Annotated in this window: 16 protein-coding genes, 2 tRNA genes and 2 pseudogenes; 12 read left to right on the forward strand and 8 right to left on the reverse strand. The window is 35.2% G+C overall.

The features are described from left to right. Window positions 1-66: 66 nt before the first annotated feature. Window positions 67-1,365 (forward strand): (Fe-S)-binding protein, encoded by a 1,299-nt coding sequence (locus L950_RS18750; protein ID WP_021191067.1) that lies wholly within the window; start codon window positions 67-69, stop codon window positions 1,363-1,365. A gap of 22 nt (window positions 1,366-1,387) precedes the next feature. Next, window positions 1,388-2,180, forward strand: a pseudogene (locus L950_RS18755) ((Fe-S)-binding protein). A gap of 49 nt (window positions 2,181-2,229) precedes the next feature. On the opposite strand, the gene L950_RS18760 reads toward L950_RS18755, so the two are convergent. From L950_RS18760 to L950_RS18780, 5 genes are all read right to left on the reverse strand, one after another. Continuing rightward, window positions 2,230-2,313: transfer RNA gene (locus L950_RS18760), tRNA-Leu, on the reverse strand. A gap of 88 nt (window positions 2,314-2,401) precedes the next feature. After that, window positions 2,402-3,094, reverse strand: a complete 693-nt coding sequence (locus L950_RS18765; protein ID WP_316930696.1) for an exopolyphosphatase — start codon at window positions 3,092-3,094, stop codon at window positions 2,402-2,404. A 359-nt stretch (window positions 3,095-3,453) separates the two neighbouring features. Continuing rightward, on the reverse strand, window positions 3,454-4,464 hold the full coding sequence (locus L950_RS18770; protein WP_031288944.1) for a Gfo/Idh/MocA family oxidoreductase: 1,011 nt from the start codon (window positions 4,462-4,464) through the stop codon (window positions 3,454-3,456). A 16-nt stretch (window positions 4,465-4,480) separates the two neighbouring features. Beyond that, window positions 4,481-5,032, reverse strand: a complete 552-nt coding sequence (locus L950_RS18775; protein ID WP_021191070.1) for a hypothetical protein — start codon at window positions 5,030-5,032, stop codon at window positions 4,481-4,483. A gap of 73 nt (window positions 5,033-5,105) precedes the next feature. Next, entirely contained in the window at window positions 5,106-7,682 is a 2,577-nt protein-coding gene (locus L950_RS18780; RefSeq protein ID WP_021191071.1) for a phosphoenolpyruvate carboxylase, read from the reverse strand. A 195-nt stretch (window positions 7,683-7,877) separates the two neighbouring features. Here L950_RS18780 and L950_RS36755 point away from each other — a divergent pair, with 195 nt between their 5' ends. The 4 genes and pseudogenes from L950_RS36755 (at window position 7,878) to L950_RS18795 (ending at window position 11,488) form a co-directional block, all read left to right on the forward strand. Beyond that, the gene (locus tag L950_RS36755; RefSeq protein ID WP_021191072.1) at window positions 7,878-8,093 is read left to right on the forward strand and encodes a hypothetical protein; all 216 of its coding nucleotides are present in this window, start codon (window positions 7,878-7,880) and stop codon (window positions 8,091-8,093) included. A 487-nt stretch (window positions 8,094-8,580) separates the two neighbouring features. Beyond that, window positions 8,581-9,347: pseudogene (locus tag L950_RS33990) on the forward strand (FUSC family membrane protein); the annotation flags it as partial. A 228-nt stretch (window positions 9,348-9,575) separates the two neighbouring features. Continuing rightward, window positions 9,576-10,574, forward strand: coding sequence for an FUSC family protein (locus L950_RS33995; protein WP_231577436.1), 999 nt, complete (start codon window positions 9,576-9,578; stop codon window positions 10,572-10,574). 20 nt (window positions 10,575-10,594) lie between these two features. Then, a complete protein-coding gene (locus L950_RS18795) occupies window positions 10,595-11,488 on the forward strand; it encodes a YpdA family putative bacillithiol disulfide reductase (RefSeq protein ID WP_316930697.1) in 894 nt (297 codons plus the stop codon). Between the two features lie 87 nt (window positions 11,489-11,575). Here the strand turns inward: L950_RS18795 and L950_RS18800 are convergent, their stop codons facing one another. Next, on the reverse strand, window positions 11,576-12,181 hold the full coding sequence (locus tag L950_RS18800; protein WP_021191073.1) for a TetR/AcrR family transcriptional regulator: 606 nt from the start codon (window positions 12,179-12,181) through the stop codon (window positions 11,576-11,578). Window positions 12,182-12,285: 104 nt separating this feature from the next. Here L950_RS18800 and L950_RS18805 point away from each other — a divergent pair, with 104 nt between their 5' ends. From L950_RS18805 to L950_RS18815, 4 genes are all read left to right on the forward strand, one after another. Next, a complete protein-coding gene (locus L950_RS18805) occupies window positions 12,286-13,026 on the forward strand; it encodes an FAD-binding protein (RefSeq protein WP_316930698.1) in 741 nt (246 codons plus the stop codon). Then, a complete protein-coding gene (locus tag L950_RS36760; RefSeq protein WP_316930699.1) occupies window positions 13,017-13,301 on the forward strand; it encodes a hypothetical protein in 285 nt (94 codons plus the stop codon). The genes L950_RS18805 and L950_RS36760 overlap by 10 nt, the downstream gene beginning before the upstream one ends. A gap of 264 nt (window positions 13,302-13,565) precedes the next feature. After that, window positions 13,566-14,078, forward strand: a complete 513-nt coding sequence (locus L950_RS18810; RefSeq protein WP_021191074.1) for an RNA polymerase sigma factor — start codon at window positions 13,566-13,568, stop codon at window positions 14,076-14,078. A 20-nt stretch (window positions 14,079-14,098) separates the two neighbouring features. Further along, on the forward strand, window positions 14,099-14,344 hold the full coding sequence (locus L950_RS18815; protein ID WP_021191075.1) for a cytochrome b5 domain-containing protein: 246 nt from the start codon (window positions 14,099-14,101) through the stop codon (window positions 14,342-14,344). Here L950_RS18815 and L950_RS18820 read toward each other — a convergent pair whose 3' ends face one another. After that, window positions 14,345-15,259 (reverse strand): PfkB family carbohydrate kinase, encoded by a 915-nt coding sequence (locus L950_RS18820; RefSeq protein WP_031288945.1) that lies wholly within the window; start codon window positions 15,257-15,259, stop codon window positions 14,345-14,347. It lies immediately after the preceding gene. 62 nt (window positions 15,260-15,321) lie between these two features. Further along, a tRNA-Asn gene (locus L950_RS18825) sits at window positions 15,322-15,395 on the reverse strand. Window positions 15,396-15,865: 470 nt separating this feature from the next. Here L950_RS18825 and L950_RS18830 point away from each other — a divergent pair. Both L950_RS18830 and L950_RS18835 read left to right on the forward strand, forming a co-directional pair. Beyond that, on the forward strand, window positions 15,866-16,300 hold the full coding sequence (locus tag L950_RS18830) for a PDZ domain-containing protein (RefSeq protein ID WP_021191076.1): 435 nt from the start codon (window positions 15,866-15,868) through the stop codon (window positions 16,298-16,300). A 2-nt stretch (window positions 16,301-16,302) separates the two neighbouring features. Further along, window positions 16,303-17,121 carry a S41 family peptidase gene (locus tag L950_RS18835; RefSeq protein ID WP_021191077.1) on the forward strand — a complete coding sequence of 273 codons (819 nt, stop codon included), beginning with the start codon at window positions 16,303-16,305 and terminating at the stop codon, window positions 17,119-17,121. The last annotated feature ends 70 nt before the right edge of the window (window positions 17,122-17,191 follow it).

The following is a 17,191-nucleotide window of genomic DNA, read 5'->3' on the forward strand; positions in this document are numbered from 1 at the left end:
AATAATATATTATGCATGCATAATATATTATTTATATTATATTTGTGTATACAGTGATAAAAAGATATGATTAACCAACTTATATTTACATTATGCTTTGTTAGCGCAATTATTCTGTTTGCAAAAAATGCTAGGCAGATTTATAAAAATATAAAAATAGGAAGAGCGCTTAATCGAAATGACAAACCTGCCGAACGTTTTAAAACCATGCTTTTGGTTGCATTTGGTCAAAAAAAAATGTTTAAGCGAATTATTCCCGCAATACTTCACCTTTTCGTTTATATCGGTTTTTGTATTATCAATATAGAGATGATTGAGATCGTAGTAGACGGCATATTTGGTACCCATCGTTTTTTATCATTTTTAGGAGGATTTTATAATTTCTTGATTGCCTCATTCGAATGGTTAGCTTTTGGTGTCCTGTTGGGCTGTATCATTTTCTTTATTCGCAGAAATGTCCTTCACTTAAAGCGCCTCAATAGCCCAGAATTAAAGAATTGGCCAAAAACAGATGCAAACCTTATTCTGATTACAGAAATTCTGTTAATGACAGCGTTTTTATTAATGAATGCCGCAGATCAAAAATTACAGCTCTATGGCGAATCACATTATATTATTGCCGGCTCATTTCCAATCAGTCAATATATAATTTCATTCCTACCTTCCGATCCATCTGCTCTGATAATGATTGAGCGGATCTGCTGGTGGTTCCACATTCTTGGAGTATTAGCTTTTCTTAATTATTTACCCTATTCAAAACACCTGCACATTTTGCTGGCATTCCCGAACACCTATTTTTCGAATTTAAAACCCAAGGGAGAATTAACGAATATGGAAAGTGTAACCAATGAGGTAAAAGCGATGTTAGATCCAACCTTCACCCCTCCTGTATCAGATCAACCTATTCGTTTTGGTGCAAAAGATGTTCAGGATTTAACATGGAAAAACTTATTGGATGCCTACACCTGTACAGAATGCGGAAGATGCACATCCTCTTGTCCCGCAAATATAACAGGCAAATTGCTATCTCCAAGAAAAATCATGATGGACACACGGGATCGTCTAGATGAAGTCGGGGAAAATATTAAAGCCAATGGAAGCTTTGTAGATGATCAAAAATCTTTATTAGACACTTATATAACTCGTGAAGAATTATGGGCCTGCACAAGCTGTAACGCATGTGTAGAGCAATGTCCACTGAATATCAATCCCCTTGAAATAATTATTGAATTGAGAAGGTTCTCTGTGATGGAAGAATCACAAGCACCTGCAAGCATTAATACAATGTTTGGAAATGTAGAAAATAACGGTGCACCTTGGAAATATTCACAAATGGATCGTGCAAACTGGACTTCTCAACAATAATGCTTTTTATAAAACGATAAAGATGGAAAAAGAATTACACGTCCCAACGATGGCCGAGTTAGTGGCTAAAGGTGAAACAGCAGATATTCTATTTTGGGTAGGTTGTGCCGGAAGTTTTGATGAAAGGGCTCAAAGATAACCCGAGATATTTGCCGTATCCTACAGCATGTCGGAATCAAATACGCGATATTGGGAACAGAAGAAAGTTGTACCGGTGATCCAGCAAAACGTGCTGGCAATGAATTTCTATTTCAAATGCAGGCCATGATGAATATTCAGGTATTAGATGGCTATGAAGTAAAAAAAATAGTAACAGCATGCCCCCATTGTTTTAACACCCTTAAAAACGAGTATCCTGCACTTGGGGGGAACTACGAACTAATTCATCACACGCAATTGATTCAAAGTCTAATTGATGAAGGAAAACTGAAACCTGCAGACAGTCATATTTTTCAGGGCAAAAGATCACTTACCATGATCCCTGCTACTTAGGTCGCGCCAATGAAGTTTATGAAGCACCTAGAAAAGTACTGGAAAGTCTAGATGCACAATTAATCGAATTAAAAAGATGTAAAAGCAATGGACTATGCTGTGGAGCTGGTGGCGGGCAAATGTTTAAAGAACCTGAGAAAGGCACAAAAGACGTCAATATAGAGCGCATAGAGGAAGTAATCGACAGCCAAGCTACGATTGTTGCCGCCGCCTGTCCATTCTGCATGACTATGCTTAAAGATGGAGTAAAAATTAAAGACAAAGAAACGGAAATAGAAGTATTAGATATCGCCGAAATAACGGTACGAGCTAATCGAATATAAAAAAAGGTCTGGAAAAATATCCAGACCTTTTTTTATCATCAATATGATGTACCCAGAAGCAGATTCGAACTGCCACACCCATACAGGCGCCACCCCCTCAAGATGGTGCGTCTACCAATTTCGCCACCTGGGCCTAATTTCAAAATGGTATCGCAAATTTAAACGTTTTTTTAAATTCTACAAGTATTTTTTACCTGTATATTCATTTTTATTTTTACCTCTTATTTTAGCAAATTCTTTTTTATCAAAGTATGGATAACCCCGTCAACTAATCCTACGCGAGGTACCATAATCTGCTTCAAGTGTCCATACTTCATGATAGTCATGAAAATTTCTGTCGCTGGGATAATGACGTCGGCACGATCATCATTTAATCCCAATAAAGTAATGCGTTCTTTTAAAGAATACGAAGTTAGATAATGATAAAGAGCCTTCAATTTTGCATAAGAAATAGGCTTATCACCTTTTTCATTTGCCAAGCGGGAAAGCTTATTGATATTACCACCCGTTCCTATACCGTACACCTGCTTATACATTTTTGTATTAGTGGTTACCCATTCCTTAAGGTCATCCCAGGTCTCCTGTTCATCTTTGTTATCCAAAATACGGATTGTTCCTAAATTAAAAGATTTGGAATTCACCAATTTGGCATTTGCAAACAACGATAATTCAGTACTTCCACCGCCAACATCGATATACAAATAAACTTTATCCATATCCATCTTCGCTTCCAGATGGCTATTGTAAATTATCTCAGCTTCTTTGGTTCCATCAATAATAGCGATATCAATACCAATTTCACTTACCCGTTTCACAACCTCAGGACCGTTGGTTACATCACGCATCGCCGATGTAGCACATGCCATATAATCTTCAACATTATACACATCCATCAGTTCACGAAATGCACGCATAGTCTTTACTAAATTATCCGCTTTTTTAGGCGATAATTTTGATGGATGAAAGCGTCATCACCAAGACGCAACGGCACCCTTAGTAGCGTATTCTTTTTAAAAGAAAAACCTTCTTTTTCTTGAACAATATCAGCAATTAAAAGTCTAACCGCATTGGAGCCGATATCTATCGCAGCATACCTCACATTAATACATTTAAAGTAAATAAAAATGAAATTGATTTCTTACTGAGAATGGATAAAATACTCCTTCACAATAAGCCTTCTTTAATTGTTTCGAAAATATAAATAATAAATGAAGACGAAGTGAAATTAGTGTTAAATAATTATGAACAAGATAATAATTTAACACTAAGTCGGTTATTCCAAAATTTCCAATTGCGAATAAATCTGTTCTTCCGTAACAAAATAAGCCTTATCGTTTCTTATTTGATCGTAAACAGCATCAAACAACAGCATATAATTACCTTTTAAAGCTTTTAATCGTTCTGAGACCATATTACCCTGCTCTAAGTAAGTAAGCAATCCTTCGGCATGTTCATTCTCTTCTCCATAATGCTCATCAATAGGACTAATACCACCAATCAGTTGATTCTCTTGCACGTCAGTACGATCCTTAACAAAGGTTCCTTGTGTACCATGGAGCAGAAAGCTGTACTGTGATTCTAAGACCAACATACTGACCGTGATAAATACGGTAAGACCATGATCAAAAGTCAATAGAAGTGTAGCAAAATCATCAACCTCAGAATCTTTACGATGTATAGATGTTCTTTTGATAGCAGTTAATGGCTTGCCAAATAAAGAGATCACCTGGTCCAGTAAGTGAGATCCCAGATCAAACAAAATTCCTGCGGCAGGACGCTTAGTTTCTTTAAAGACCTTTTGTCCAATCTCAGCACGATAACGATCAAATCGTAAATGAAGTTCAACAGGTTCACCAACTTTACCACATTCCAAAACAGATTTTAGCGAATTAAAATCCGAATCAAATCTTCTGTTATGATAAGGTAATACAAACTTTCCAACCTTTCGTCCCAAATCAAATAATTCCTTTGCTTCTAATACCGTAGGCGCAAAAGGCTTTTCAATCAGAACATGTTTTCCTGCCAGCAAAACTTGCTTAGCTAAAGAAACATGGGTATCGTTTGGTGTATTGATAATGACAAGTTCAATTGCATCATCTGCGAGAAGCTCCTCAACACTATCATAACTGATAATCGAAGGATAATCTAATTGTGCTTTTTTAGTTGATCGCTCTACAACTGCCCGCAATTCAAAGCGATCATTATTGGCTATAAATGGCGTATGGAATACCCTTCCGGACATTCCATACGACAAAACACCTGTAATTATTTTATTTACAGTCATTAAAATAAGATTTTATTTAGTGATGTGCATGCTCATCTACTTTACCACCAGCAAGTTTATAAACCTCTTGAAGTTTTTCTAAGCTCTCATGTGAAAAGTGATTAACAGCAGCATTTGTATTGTGAGACTCTTTCGTCAATTTTTTATTTACTTCAGCTTGAATCTCAGCAACAAGATGAGTATAAGCTTTATCATTAAATGCTGCAGTACTGTCCGCACCTAAAGCAACCGGAGCTTGAAAAGCAGGAACACCTCTCATCGCATCATTAACATGAAGGCTCAATGCTAATGAATCCAACTGCGGAAGAATAGTACTATACGACTCGTGAATTTTTGCAGATAAAGCTTTCGTCTCTGCAGAAGTAGATTTTGACTCAGCAAATTTCGCCAAATTCATCAAATAGTTCCCTTGCTCACCCACAAACTTAAACATGGCATAAGCATCACCATCAGCCAAAGAAGCACGCGAATTTTTATATTGGTTATCCAAACCTGTTTGGTAGTTACAAGAAGCTAATAAAGAACTTCCACAAACTGCTACCGCTACAAATAACTTATTAAATTTCATATCAATTATATTAACAGCACAAAAATAATAAAATAAACGGGGTTCAAAACTCTAATTAAAAAAGAGTTGAACTTTATGCCACATTTCTACCGGCATTAACAACCCCATAAATTGTTCTGGCAATTAATTTAGCATAAGCTTCTCGCTTCTTTTCATCCAATTTACCCTCATTGATTACCTTGATAGCATAGTGTTGAATAATTAATAATGGCAACACAATATTCTCACGTGCCAATATGGATTCACGATCAATAGGGTAATTTTCCATTAATTTCGATGTATTGCTTAATTTTAATAAATACTCTTTGGTAATTAAAAACTCGGCATGCAACATCTTCCAAAACTCACCATATTTCTCATCATATTGCATATAAGAAGTAATGTCAAAGTTCGATTTGGTCATGGACATCATACAGTTATCAATTAAAGTCTGAAAGAAACCAGAAGATAAATATAACTGTTGAACATCTTTCCAAAGATTATTTTGTTCCGCCCATTTCAATGCTGTACCGACACCATAAAAACCTGGTATATTTTGTTTCAATTGACTCCAGGCAGTTACGAAACTGATAGCACGAAGGTCTTTAAGCTTCAGCTCCTTATCCGAATTTCTTTTAACTGGACGACTACTGATATTGATAGAGGAAAGCGCTTTTAAAGGTGATAAATTTTCTAAATAGCTTAAGAATAAAGGATTCTTACGTAAATCCATAAACTTATTATAGCTGAGATCTGCCAATTTATCCACAATACCTTTCTGATGCGGCGTTAAAGTATCACCCGACCTTTGTTTAAGATCTGAAATAATCCCAGCATGAAGTAATTGTTCGATATTAAATCGTGCTGTATCTAAAGAACCGTATTGACTACTTATAGTTTGTCCCTGAATAGTTAACTGAATATGATCATTAGCAATTTCTTCACCCATTGATGCATAGAAACGTTGCGTTTTACCCCCACCTCTCGCAGGCGGGCCACCACGCCCATCAAAAAATACGAGATCCACATCATATTCTCGAGCAATAGCGGTTAATTCAATTTTAGCACTATAAATAGACCAGTTTGCCATTAAATAACCACCATCTTTAGTACTGTCAGAATAACCAAGCATAATTGTTTGCTTATTTCCTCTCAATTTAAGATGCTTTGCATACTCCTTATTCGTATAAAGTGATTTCATCACATCAGCAGCACGCGTCAAATCATCAACAGTTTCAAATAGAGGTACAAAATCAATAGTTAAAGCATCTTTCTTCCAGCCAGACCAGAGAAATAACTGTCGTAATCCCAAAATGTCGCTCGCTTGCTGACAATTACTGATGATAAATCGCTGTGCAGCACGCTCAGATCCTGATTTTTGAATATCTTTTAGTAAACGAATAACTTGTAAAGTATCAACTTCCAATGCGGTAGCCTCTTCATCAAACGCTAGATCTAACTCTTTAAAATCAATAGCAGTCTGTTTATCTACTTCAGAGAACGATGAGAAATCAGCTGAAATACCAGTTTCTTCCGGATATTTCTTAATGATATATTCAAAAGTTTGAGTCAGAATACTACTGTCCTGACGAATATCAAGCGTGGTAAAGAAACAACCGAAGGTCATTACTTTGCGTAACAAATCGTCAACAATCTCAACAAAAAGATTATTATGGTCCTCTTTAAGCACAACTTGAATAGCTTTTAGATTTTCAACAATCTGTGCTGTTTCATCAACAGGATTCTCAACAGGGTTAAAACTATTTTCATAAAACAGTTCCTGCAGATTATCCATATATTTTTCAACCCCTCTAAATGTAATGCGACGTTTTACAACTCTAAAATCCCTATAATAACAGCGAAATAAGATTGTTCTTAAAAGTGTCGCTACCTTTTTAGTACTTTCAGCACTTACATTAGGGTTACCGTCACGATCTCCCCCCGGCCAGAAACCCAGTTCAATCAATTGCCTAACCTCTTCCGTCTCTATACCTAGCTCATCATCAATATATGTCTGGATTTCAGAAGCAACCTTGTAAAAAACATTTTCCAAAAACCAAGCTAAACTAATTGCTTCATCAACTGGAGTTGGCTTATTGTTATTAATAAATGGTGTTTTACCTAACTGTTGTAATAATAAATGAATATTGTGAATATCATTCTCCTTAATCGCTCCAATTAAATCATTGATAATCGATAGAACAGTCCCGGGATAAAACTGAGTTGGATGAGCCGTTAACACAAGACGAACCGAAAAATCTTTCAATTTACCAACTATCTTACGCTTTAATTCCGGATTTATTTCAGAAGATTTAATTAAAGACCCAAGCTGTGAAGATTGATCAGTCTTGCCGATCGCTTTAAATGAAGAATCTTCAATAGCATCAAAAAGAACCACCTGTCTTTCTATATATTGCACAAATCGAAATAATAGATCGACCTGAGTTTGTTCATCCGAATAAAGCTCATGCTGCACAAAGAAAGAATTGATAATTTCCTCTGGAGTTTGATGTTTCTCAACACCCTTCTCACAATGTTGGGCAAAAAAAGGTAACAAGGTACCAGTATCCTTCACTTGCTGGAAGGGCAGTGTTAAAAATAGACTTTTAAAAAGTTCAAATCGCGTCAAAACTTCGTTTTGAAAAACGGCTTCTTTTGTACTCAATTTCATATTATAGAAAAAACAAATTGTCGTTAATGGAGAATGTTTGAATAAGATCAAACATTCAAATATATAAAATTAATATTCAAATAATCATTTAAATGAAAAATAGATAATAATAACATTGTAATATTACAATATTATTAAGAACAAAAACCTTTTGCCATTTGTTATATTATTTTACATCATTCAACAAATAGCGAAATGGGAAAACTATATACAGCAGAAGTTACCGCAACAGGCGGACGTAATGGCGAAGTGAAATCTTCAGATGGAATAATTGATTTAATCGTTAAAAAACCAACAGCAATGGGAGGTGAAGGTAATGCCACCAACCCTGAGCAATTATTTGCGGCAGCATGGAGTTCATGCTTTTTAGGTGCCGCAGCTGCAGTAGGAGAAAAGATCATGTCGACATGAAAGATGCTACCGTAACCGTAAGAGCTTCATTTAATGAAGAAAACAATGCATTTTTATCTCAGCTGAAATTGATTTGCACATTCCCACATTAAGTGCATCAGAATCTCAAAAGCTTGCCGAAAAAGCACATCGTGTATGCCCTTATTCTAAGGCGACCAAAGGAAATATAGAAACCAAAATAACTGGAATTTAGATTCTTGTATTTAAATATTAACAGGCTATGCTTTTACAATAAAAAGCATAGCTTTTCCTATTTAATCTTGTATATTTGTTTGTATTCGATATTATGAAGCAGACACAAGAGATAAAGAGTTTTTTTTATAGCCAATATTTCGCAGATGGTATTAGGATAACCATTGGGTGCATAGTTCCTGTCATTATTTTTGCTGCCATGGGTCAATTCATAAATGGTACATATGTGTCATTAGGAGCCTTATTGGTCGGATTATCAGACACGCCCGGTGCCCCTTCCCATCGCCGTACCGGAATGTATTTTGCAGGTATATTAACCATCATTACCTTTATACTTACTGTTTCCGTAAACGCTAATATCTATTTATTGACCATACTCATTGCGGCATTATGTTTTATCTTCGCAATGTTTGCAGTTTTCAATGCCCGAGCTGCGAATGTAGGATTAATGTGTATGCTAATGATGTTGATACATGTCGATACGCCATTTACCCTATTTAGTGCCCTATCATATCTATTTTACTATACTATCGGATGCCTCTGGTATATCATCATCAGCCTATCCATCACGCAGATTCGTCCATACAGATTAACACAGCAGGAACTCGCAGATCCATTCGTCATGTTGCCGATTACCTCAGATTAAAGGCTAATTTTTATGATATCAATGTGGATAATGATAAGAATTACCTTAAACTTATCGAAAAACAAGTAGAAGTAAATGATCATCAGGAAAATGTAAGAAACTTACTTTTTCAAAGTAAGCGATCCATAAAAGATACCACCAAAACGGGCCGCTATCTAACCTTTGTCTTCAATGATATCATTGACCTTTTTGAACAAAGTATGGCGACACATTATGACTATAACACCGTCAGTGAAAAATTTGGTCATACCGGTATTTTGAACGAATTCAAACATATCATTTTAAAACTGACGAATGAGCTCGATCACATTGCATATCAACTCAATGCCAACAGAATGCCGAAACCTATGTATAACTTTGATCAAGAGATCAATTTATTACATAAAAAAATTGATACTGTTGAAAAAGAGCTTCAATACAGTACGATTGCCTTAAGGAAGATTTTAATCAATGTCCGAGATATCATCAGACATATCAATGATATCTACAGCTATTCCCATTTAAAATCTACAGAAGTTAATAAAATGGAAATTGACGAAGCAAAAAAATTTATAGAACCTTCGATCATTGATTTTAAAAAAATAAGAGAAAATTTAACCCTAGAATCCACTTATTTTAGACACGCATTACGCATGGCTATTGTCATGTGTGTTTCTTATTTTGTAGCCAAATCATTTCATATAACTGAAAATATCTTTTGGATACTGTTGACGATTATGGTGATTTTAAAACCTGGTTTTGGCTTAACAAAATCAAGAAATATACAGCGTCTCATGGGAACCGTAATCGGCGGTCTTATTGGCGCTCTTATTTTATTCGTAGTTCACGACGAAACGATTCGCTTTGTTTTGCTTATTTTTTTCTTCCTAAGTGCATACAGTCTTTTTCGGGTCAATTATATCGTTGCTGTTATTTTTATGACGCCCTACGTACTCATTATGCTAAGTTTTGTAAGTACAAATACCATGGAGGTAACAAAAGAGCGTATTTTAGATACTTTCATAGGAGGCATGATAGCATTTTTGTCCAGTTATGTCATTTTCCCAAATTGGGAAGCTACGCAGGTCAAATTCTCCATGCAAAAACTACTTATCGCAAGCTATCACTATATAGCACTAACTTTAAAAGAAATCGCAGGAAATGAGCCCACTATTACAGAATACAAACTGGTAAGGAAAAAACTTTACGTTGAAACAGCCAATATGGGATCAACCTTTCAACGCATGTTAACGGAACCAAAAAATAAACAGAAATACACAAAAGATGTAAACAAGTTTGTTATTTTTAACCATGTTTTAGCCTCGTTTGCAGTTACCCTGCATAATCAGGTTACATCCTCAAGAGTCAACCACACAATAACAAAAGAACATATTAAATTGATCCGTAAAATATTAAGTTCCTTAGAAACGGCTATCAAAGCATTGGCCAACCCCAATGAAGAAAATCAATTTATACCTGTAGATTTTCAAATACCAGAAAATCAAATATCAGTTGATGAAACGGCAGATGAAAACAGTACTTTAATGACCGAACAACTTCAATTTATTACTAAAATTGTTGCAGACATAGCTAAATTGGTACAGCAATTAAAAGAAAAAACAAGCGCTGAGATCGACCCCATGTTAAACAATAAAATGCATTAATTTTCATACAATAAGCAACTATGCACGATAATTATTACGATATCATCATTGTAGGCGGAGGACCAATTGGACTGGCCTGTGCTTTAGAAGCATCTTTAAATAACAAGACATACCTGATCCTGGAGAAAGGATGTTTGGTGAACTCGTTATATAATTATCCGCAAAATATGACTTTCTTTTCCTCTTCCGACCGCTTAGAAATTGGCGACATCCCATTTGTAACCACCTTACCTAAACCAAAAAGAGCAGAAGCATTAGAATATTATCGCCGCATCCAGCAGAAATTTAAGCTCAATACCCGACTATTCGAAGAAGTAACTGAAATAACAAAAGATCACCACCTTTTCAAAATCAATACGATAAAAAATACCTACAGTTCGAAAAATGTCATCATTGCTACCGGGTTTTACGACATCCCCACGCTACTTAATATTCCAGGTGAGGAATTAGAAAAAGTAAAACATTATTATCAGGATCCGCACTATTATGCCAATCAAAAAGTAATTGTAGTTGGAGCAAGCAATTCATCAATTGATGCCGCACTTGAGACTTATAGAAAAGGCGCAGACGTTACGCTCGTGATTCGCGGGAAAGAAATTAGTCCAAGAGTAAAATATTGGGTCAAACCAGATATTGAAAACAGAATCGCCTCCGGCGAAATACGTGTACTATATAATAGCAAATTAAAAGAGATCACAGATTCGCACGCGCACGTCCATACCCCAACAGGCGATATCATACTAGAAAATGATTTTGTTTTGGCCCTGACAGGATATCAGCCAAATTTCAACTTCTTAAAAAAATCGGTATTCATATTCCCTCCGAATCACCCTGTCTTCCTGAACATGATCCTGATAGTATGGAAACAAATATTGATGGGTTGTATCTTGCAGGAGTGGTCTGCGGAGGTTTAAATACTCATTTATGGTTCATTGAAAATTCACGAATACACGCAAAACAAATTTTAGCTGATATCAAGAAGAAAGAAATGAGAGAATAATTTACTTTCTTAAACCTCTCAAAAATATTTGCATCATCTTCTTCTGCAAACTTAATATCACATCAAATTCATCCTTGGTCGGAAACAGCATATTCTTCATATCTTTCAATATTCCCATTCTCATTCCAAACAAAGAATATAATAAAATGCGGGCAGTCTCTTCAACATCCTCTACCTCGATTTTATCAGTTTCAACACCTATTTCTAATATTTCAGCAAAAAGATCAACCTCCCTTACATAAGATTCTTTGAAAACGCGTTCCAGTTCTTCAGGAAGTTCTTTGACCATATTGATCGTATATTCAAAAAGATTATAATATTGATTAATTAGTTCAACTCTTTTATCGATGGTATACATCATGATTTCTTCAAAATCATCACAGGTGTTGATCTTCTCTCTAATATCCTGCACCATCTTATCAATCACATACTCGAATACAGCAGAATAAAGACTATTCTTATCTGGAAAATAATAATAAAGAAGTGCTTTTGAAAAGTTCAGATCAGTTGCAATTTCGGACATGGTTGTTTTGGCCATACCAAAATGAGCAAATCTACGCGTTGCTGCCTCTAAAATCCTTGTCCTCTTTAAATCTGCATTTGCCATCAATTCAAAAATTAATTACACATAATAACTGCTTTGTACTATCTTTACTAACTATTATATAAAGATAATTTATTTTTTTGAATTTTTGAAAAAACTAGTCAACAATGGGTATAAATATACAGTCAGATATCTCTTTAAAAAAATATAACACATTCGGCATTACTGAAGTTGCTTCACATTTCATTGAAATAACAGAACCCACTCAGTTATTAAGCGCTTATGAAGCCGGAATATTTGAAAAAGATTTCTTGACATTGGGAAGTGGAAGCAATATTTTATTTACCCAACCATACGCAGGTTATATCATTAAAATCAACATTAAGGGGATTACAGCAAAACCGCATCAGAACGACATTTTTATCACCGCTGCAGGTGGTGAAATATGGAATGAACTCGTTTGGTTCTGTGTCAATAACAATTATAGTGGTTTAGAAAACATGGCTCTAATTCCTGGTACAGTGGGCGCTTCTCCAGTTCAAAACATAGGCGCATACGGCACCGAGCTTATGGACATTTTTTACAGTTGTATTGCTTTCGACACATTAGAAGGAGTATTTAGAATATTCTATAATGAAGATTGCAAATTTTCTTACCGGGATAGTATTTTCAAATCAGAACAAAAAGGACGATATATAATTACAGAGGTTACTTACAAACTTAATTCTTCTCCATCAATAAATACCTCTTATGGAGCCATAAGTGCCGAACTAAAAAAAAGAAATATAAGTGATCCTACCATAAAAGATATTGCAGAAGTGGTATCCTTTATTCGAGTTGAAAAATTACCTGATCCAAGTACGGTAGCAATGCCGGAAGCTTTTTTAAAAACCCAATTATTTCATTAAATAAATATCAGGGATTAAAAGAACTCTATCCAGATATAGTCAGTTACAACATGCCCGATGGTGGTGTAAAGTTAGCTGCAGGCTGGTTAATAGAGCAATGCGGATGGAAAGGGAAAGTGATCGGCCAGGCAGGTGTATGGAAAAATCAAGCACTTGTACTAATAAATGTACAATCTGCAAGCGGAACTGAAATTTTTGAATTATCGTCTAAAATAATAAACGATGTTGATCAAAAATTCAATGTAAAGTTAGAACGTGAAGTAAATATTTTTTGATTTTTAATAAAAAAATATTTTAAAAATAGCTTTATAAAAATGGTCATTTAAAGCTTCTGGCTAGGCGTTTTACACAAAATAACATTTTTATAGACGAAACTTCCTGTTAAATATTTATTAAATTTATATCAATTCTCAATAATTAGCATACTATTTGCGATTAGTCAACTGAACCGTATTAAAATCGCTGAGGAATCAACATTTCAATTTCTCACTCAGTATTTTGTAAACCATTCATTTTAAAGTGAATAAAAATTCAGTGATATGACTAAGTATGAATTCAACTCGTTAGTGGTAGAGCAGTCAGACTCTCTAAAACACTATGCAAAGAAGTTTACAAATGACAACGAAGATGCTAACGATTTAGTGCAGGACACTCTGCTTAAGGCTGTTACATATTTCAACAACTTCAGAGAAGGAACCAATCTTAAAGGATGGTTATATACTATTATGAAAAATACATTCATTAACAATTACCGCAGAATTGTTAAAACGAATTCTTTCATAACAAAAGAAGAAGAAATTTCAAATGCAAACTTGATCTTATCAGCATCAAAAAATCAAGGTGAAAACAAATTTGTCATGGAAGACATTCATGATGCGCTTTCAAAATTATCAGAAGACTACTACGTTCCATTCAGCATGTATTTCGAAGGCTATAAATACCATGAAATTTCAGAATATTTAGCAATCCCAATTGGTACTGTAAAAACCCGGATACATATCGCCCGCAAAGTAATGAAGAAATCATTATCCACATATAAACTTATCGACTAAGTTTTTTATAACTTCGTCCTATGGACAATCATGAGGAGTTAACGGTATATTCTAAATCAAAACTTGCTTTAAGAAATGGGCAAGATAAGCCTGAAATATGGGTTGCGTTTCAGGGCATTATATATGATGTTACAGAAAGTCGATTATGGAGGTCCGGAAAACATTACGAACATTGGGCAGGTCAAGACCTAACTGAGGAGCTTTCAGAAGCTCCTCACTCAGATCAAGTATTTAAAAAATTTCCTATAATAGGAAAGATCGGATAATTAAATATCAAATTTAGATAAAGCAACAAAGGCTTTTAATCGAGCTTCAATCTCGTCTTGCGTTAACGTTTGCAAACGCTCCGTACCGAATTTCTCAACACAGAATGATGCTAACGCCGATCCATAGATAACCGCATTTTTCATATTGGTAAAGTTAATCGTTTTTACCTTCGCCAGATATCCTATAAAGCCACCAGCAAATGCATCACCAGCACCTGTTGGATCAAATACTTCTGCCAGTGGTAATGCTGGTGCAGAGAAAATTTGTCCTTCACCAAACAATAATGCACCATGCTCACCTTTTTTAATAATCAAATATTTAGGTCCCATCTCAAGAATAGTTGCGGCAGCTTTCACCAACGAATATTCACCAGATAATTGACGCGCTTCACCATCGTTGATTGTCAAAACATCAACATGCTTCAACACCGCTTTCAAATCATCCATCGCGATATCCATCCAGAAGTTCATGGTATCCAAAACAACCAATTTAGGTTTGTTCTTTAGACGATTTAAAGTAGTCATCTGAATCTGAGGAGTAGCATTGCCTAATAGCAAAAACTCACAATCCTGGTAGCTCTCAGGAATAATCGGATCAAAGTCAGCTAATACATTTAATTCTGTAGTGATTGTATCACGGCTATTCATATCATTATGATACTTACCTGCCCAGAAAAATGATTTTCCACCTTCAATAATCTGAATCCCCTCTACATTTACACCTTTACTCGTAATGATATTTAAGTTATCATCACCAAAATCTTCACCGATTACACCTACTAATTTCACCTGGTCATATAAAAAAGACGCAGAAAGAGCTGCAAAAGTACCTGCTCCGCCAACAATTTTATCTGTTTTACCAAAAGGCGTTTCGATAGCGTCGAATGCTACCGTGCCCATTACTACTAAACTCATAGTATATAAATAAATAACTGTAAACAAAAAAAAACCGGCTATAAAGCCGGTTTCACCTAACGCTCCTGAAGCTGGGCTCGAACCAGCGACCCTCTGATTAACAGTCAGATGCTCTAACCAGCTGAGCTATTCAGGAATCTTCATAAGAAAGATGACTATATATCTTTCTCTTTTGATGCCACAAAAATAGCTAAATCCAACGTATTTCCAAATCTTTTTTAAAGATTTTTTACTTTTTTTCATCTAAATATTCATCATATTTAGATTATCAAATTTTAGCGATTGAAAACAAGGCAATTACATAGCTTAACCATCACTATAAATTTCTTACATAACCGATTTTCATGAATAAACCACTTTTAAAAACAATCACATTGCTTTTATTTGCTCCTATGCTGTTCAGTTGCAGTAAAAAAATCTAGAGGAAGAAAAGCCAAAGGAGAATGTTGTAGAACCAGAACCTGAAAAAAAGTCAGTCGCGTAGATCGATTAGCTGACTCACTATTCTACTATGCACAGGACATTTATTTCTGGAACGACCAATTACCCACGTATGAAGTATTTAATCCGAGACAATTTAGCAAAGGAAGCGTCGAATTCAATAGCTTGAATAAAGTACTATTCAATATTACTAGATATGGTACAAACCCTGCTACTGGAAAACCCTATGAATACAATGAAATCGATAATAACGATACAAAATACAGTTACATCGACAAAGAAAGCTACGATGGAAGTAAATCATTCATTAAAAAAAATGAATTGTCAAACCTCGATTTAGAAGGAAATGGAGACGATTTAGGTCTGAAGATAGGTCTATACGGGGTCGAGCAGAATTACAAGATCCTAGTTCAATTGACTTATCCTGGATCACCAGCTGCAATTTCGGGATTACAACGTGGAGATATCATCACCGAAATCAATGGAGTTAAGTATGGCACCAATTTCAATCATGAAGTACCCTCCTTAAGCAACGCGCTTTTTGAAAGCCAATCTGCAATTATTAAAGGAAAAAAAGTAGCGGTACCCCATTTGAGATAACTTTGAACAAAATAAGATATCAAACAAAATCAGTCATTAAAGACAGCATATATTTAGATAAAACAAAAAAGGTTGGCTATTTTGTTTTCAATTCCTTCTCCAAACTAAGCCACACCCAAGCCGATTTAACGGCAACCTTTAATAAATTTCAGCACGCCGGTATTACAGATCTCATAATTGATTTGCGCTACAACGGAGGTGGGTATATCAATACTGCCGAATTTCTTGCCAATAAAATAGCTCCAAATTCATTAAATGGGAAAGTTATGTTTACTGAAAACTTCAACAGCACCATGCAAAACAATAAAACAAAATATTTAAAGAACTTGAGCCTTGAAACGACAGACAGTAAAGGCGAGAAAGTTAAGGTCAGATACACCGATTTAGATTACAGTATTTCGGGGAATACATTCAAATTCAACCCTACAGGTAATATAAATATCAATACCCTTGTATTTATTGTAACAGAAAATACAGCCTCAGCAAGTGAGTTATTGATCAATATATTTAAACCACATCTAAACGTAAAAATCGTGGGAGCAAAAACCTATGGAAAACCAATTGGTTTTTTCCCCTTGACAATCGGCGGTTATGATGTCTATTTCAGTATGTTTGAATCACGAAATGCATCAAATGAAAGCGATTATTATAACGGTATATCCGTTAACAAATCAAGTAACGATGACGCCTACTACCCTTTCGGCAATTTAAATGAACAATCGTTTAAAGCCGCATATGATTACATCGTAACAGGAAACTTTCGAATAGTACATCTATGCTCTCCGGTAAAGCATCGGGTTCAAACCAACTTCAAAAATTAAAAGCGCTCTCTCCTCCTCAATTTAAAGGAATGATTGAAAACAGAATCAAATCACACTAAACGCAAAAAGC

Source organism: Sphingobacterium sp. IITKGP-BTPF85 (assembly GCF_001006065.1).
Taxonomy (GTDB): domain Bacteria; phylum Bacteroidota; class Bacteroidia; order Sphingobacteriales; family Sphingobacteriaceae; genus Sphingobacterium; species Sphingobacterium anhuiense.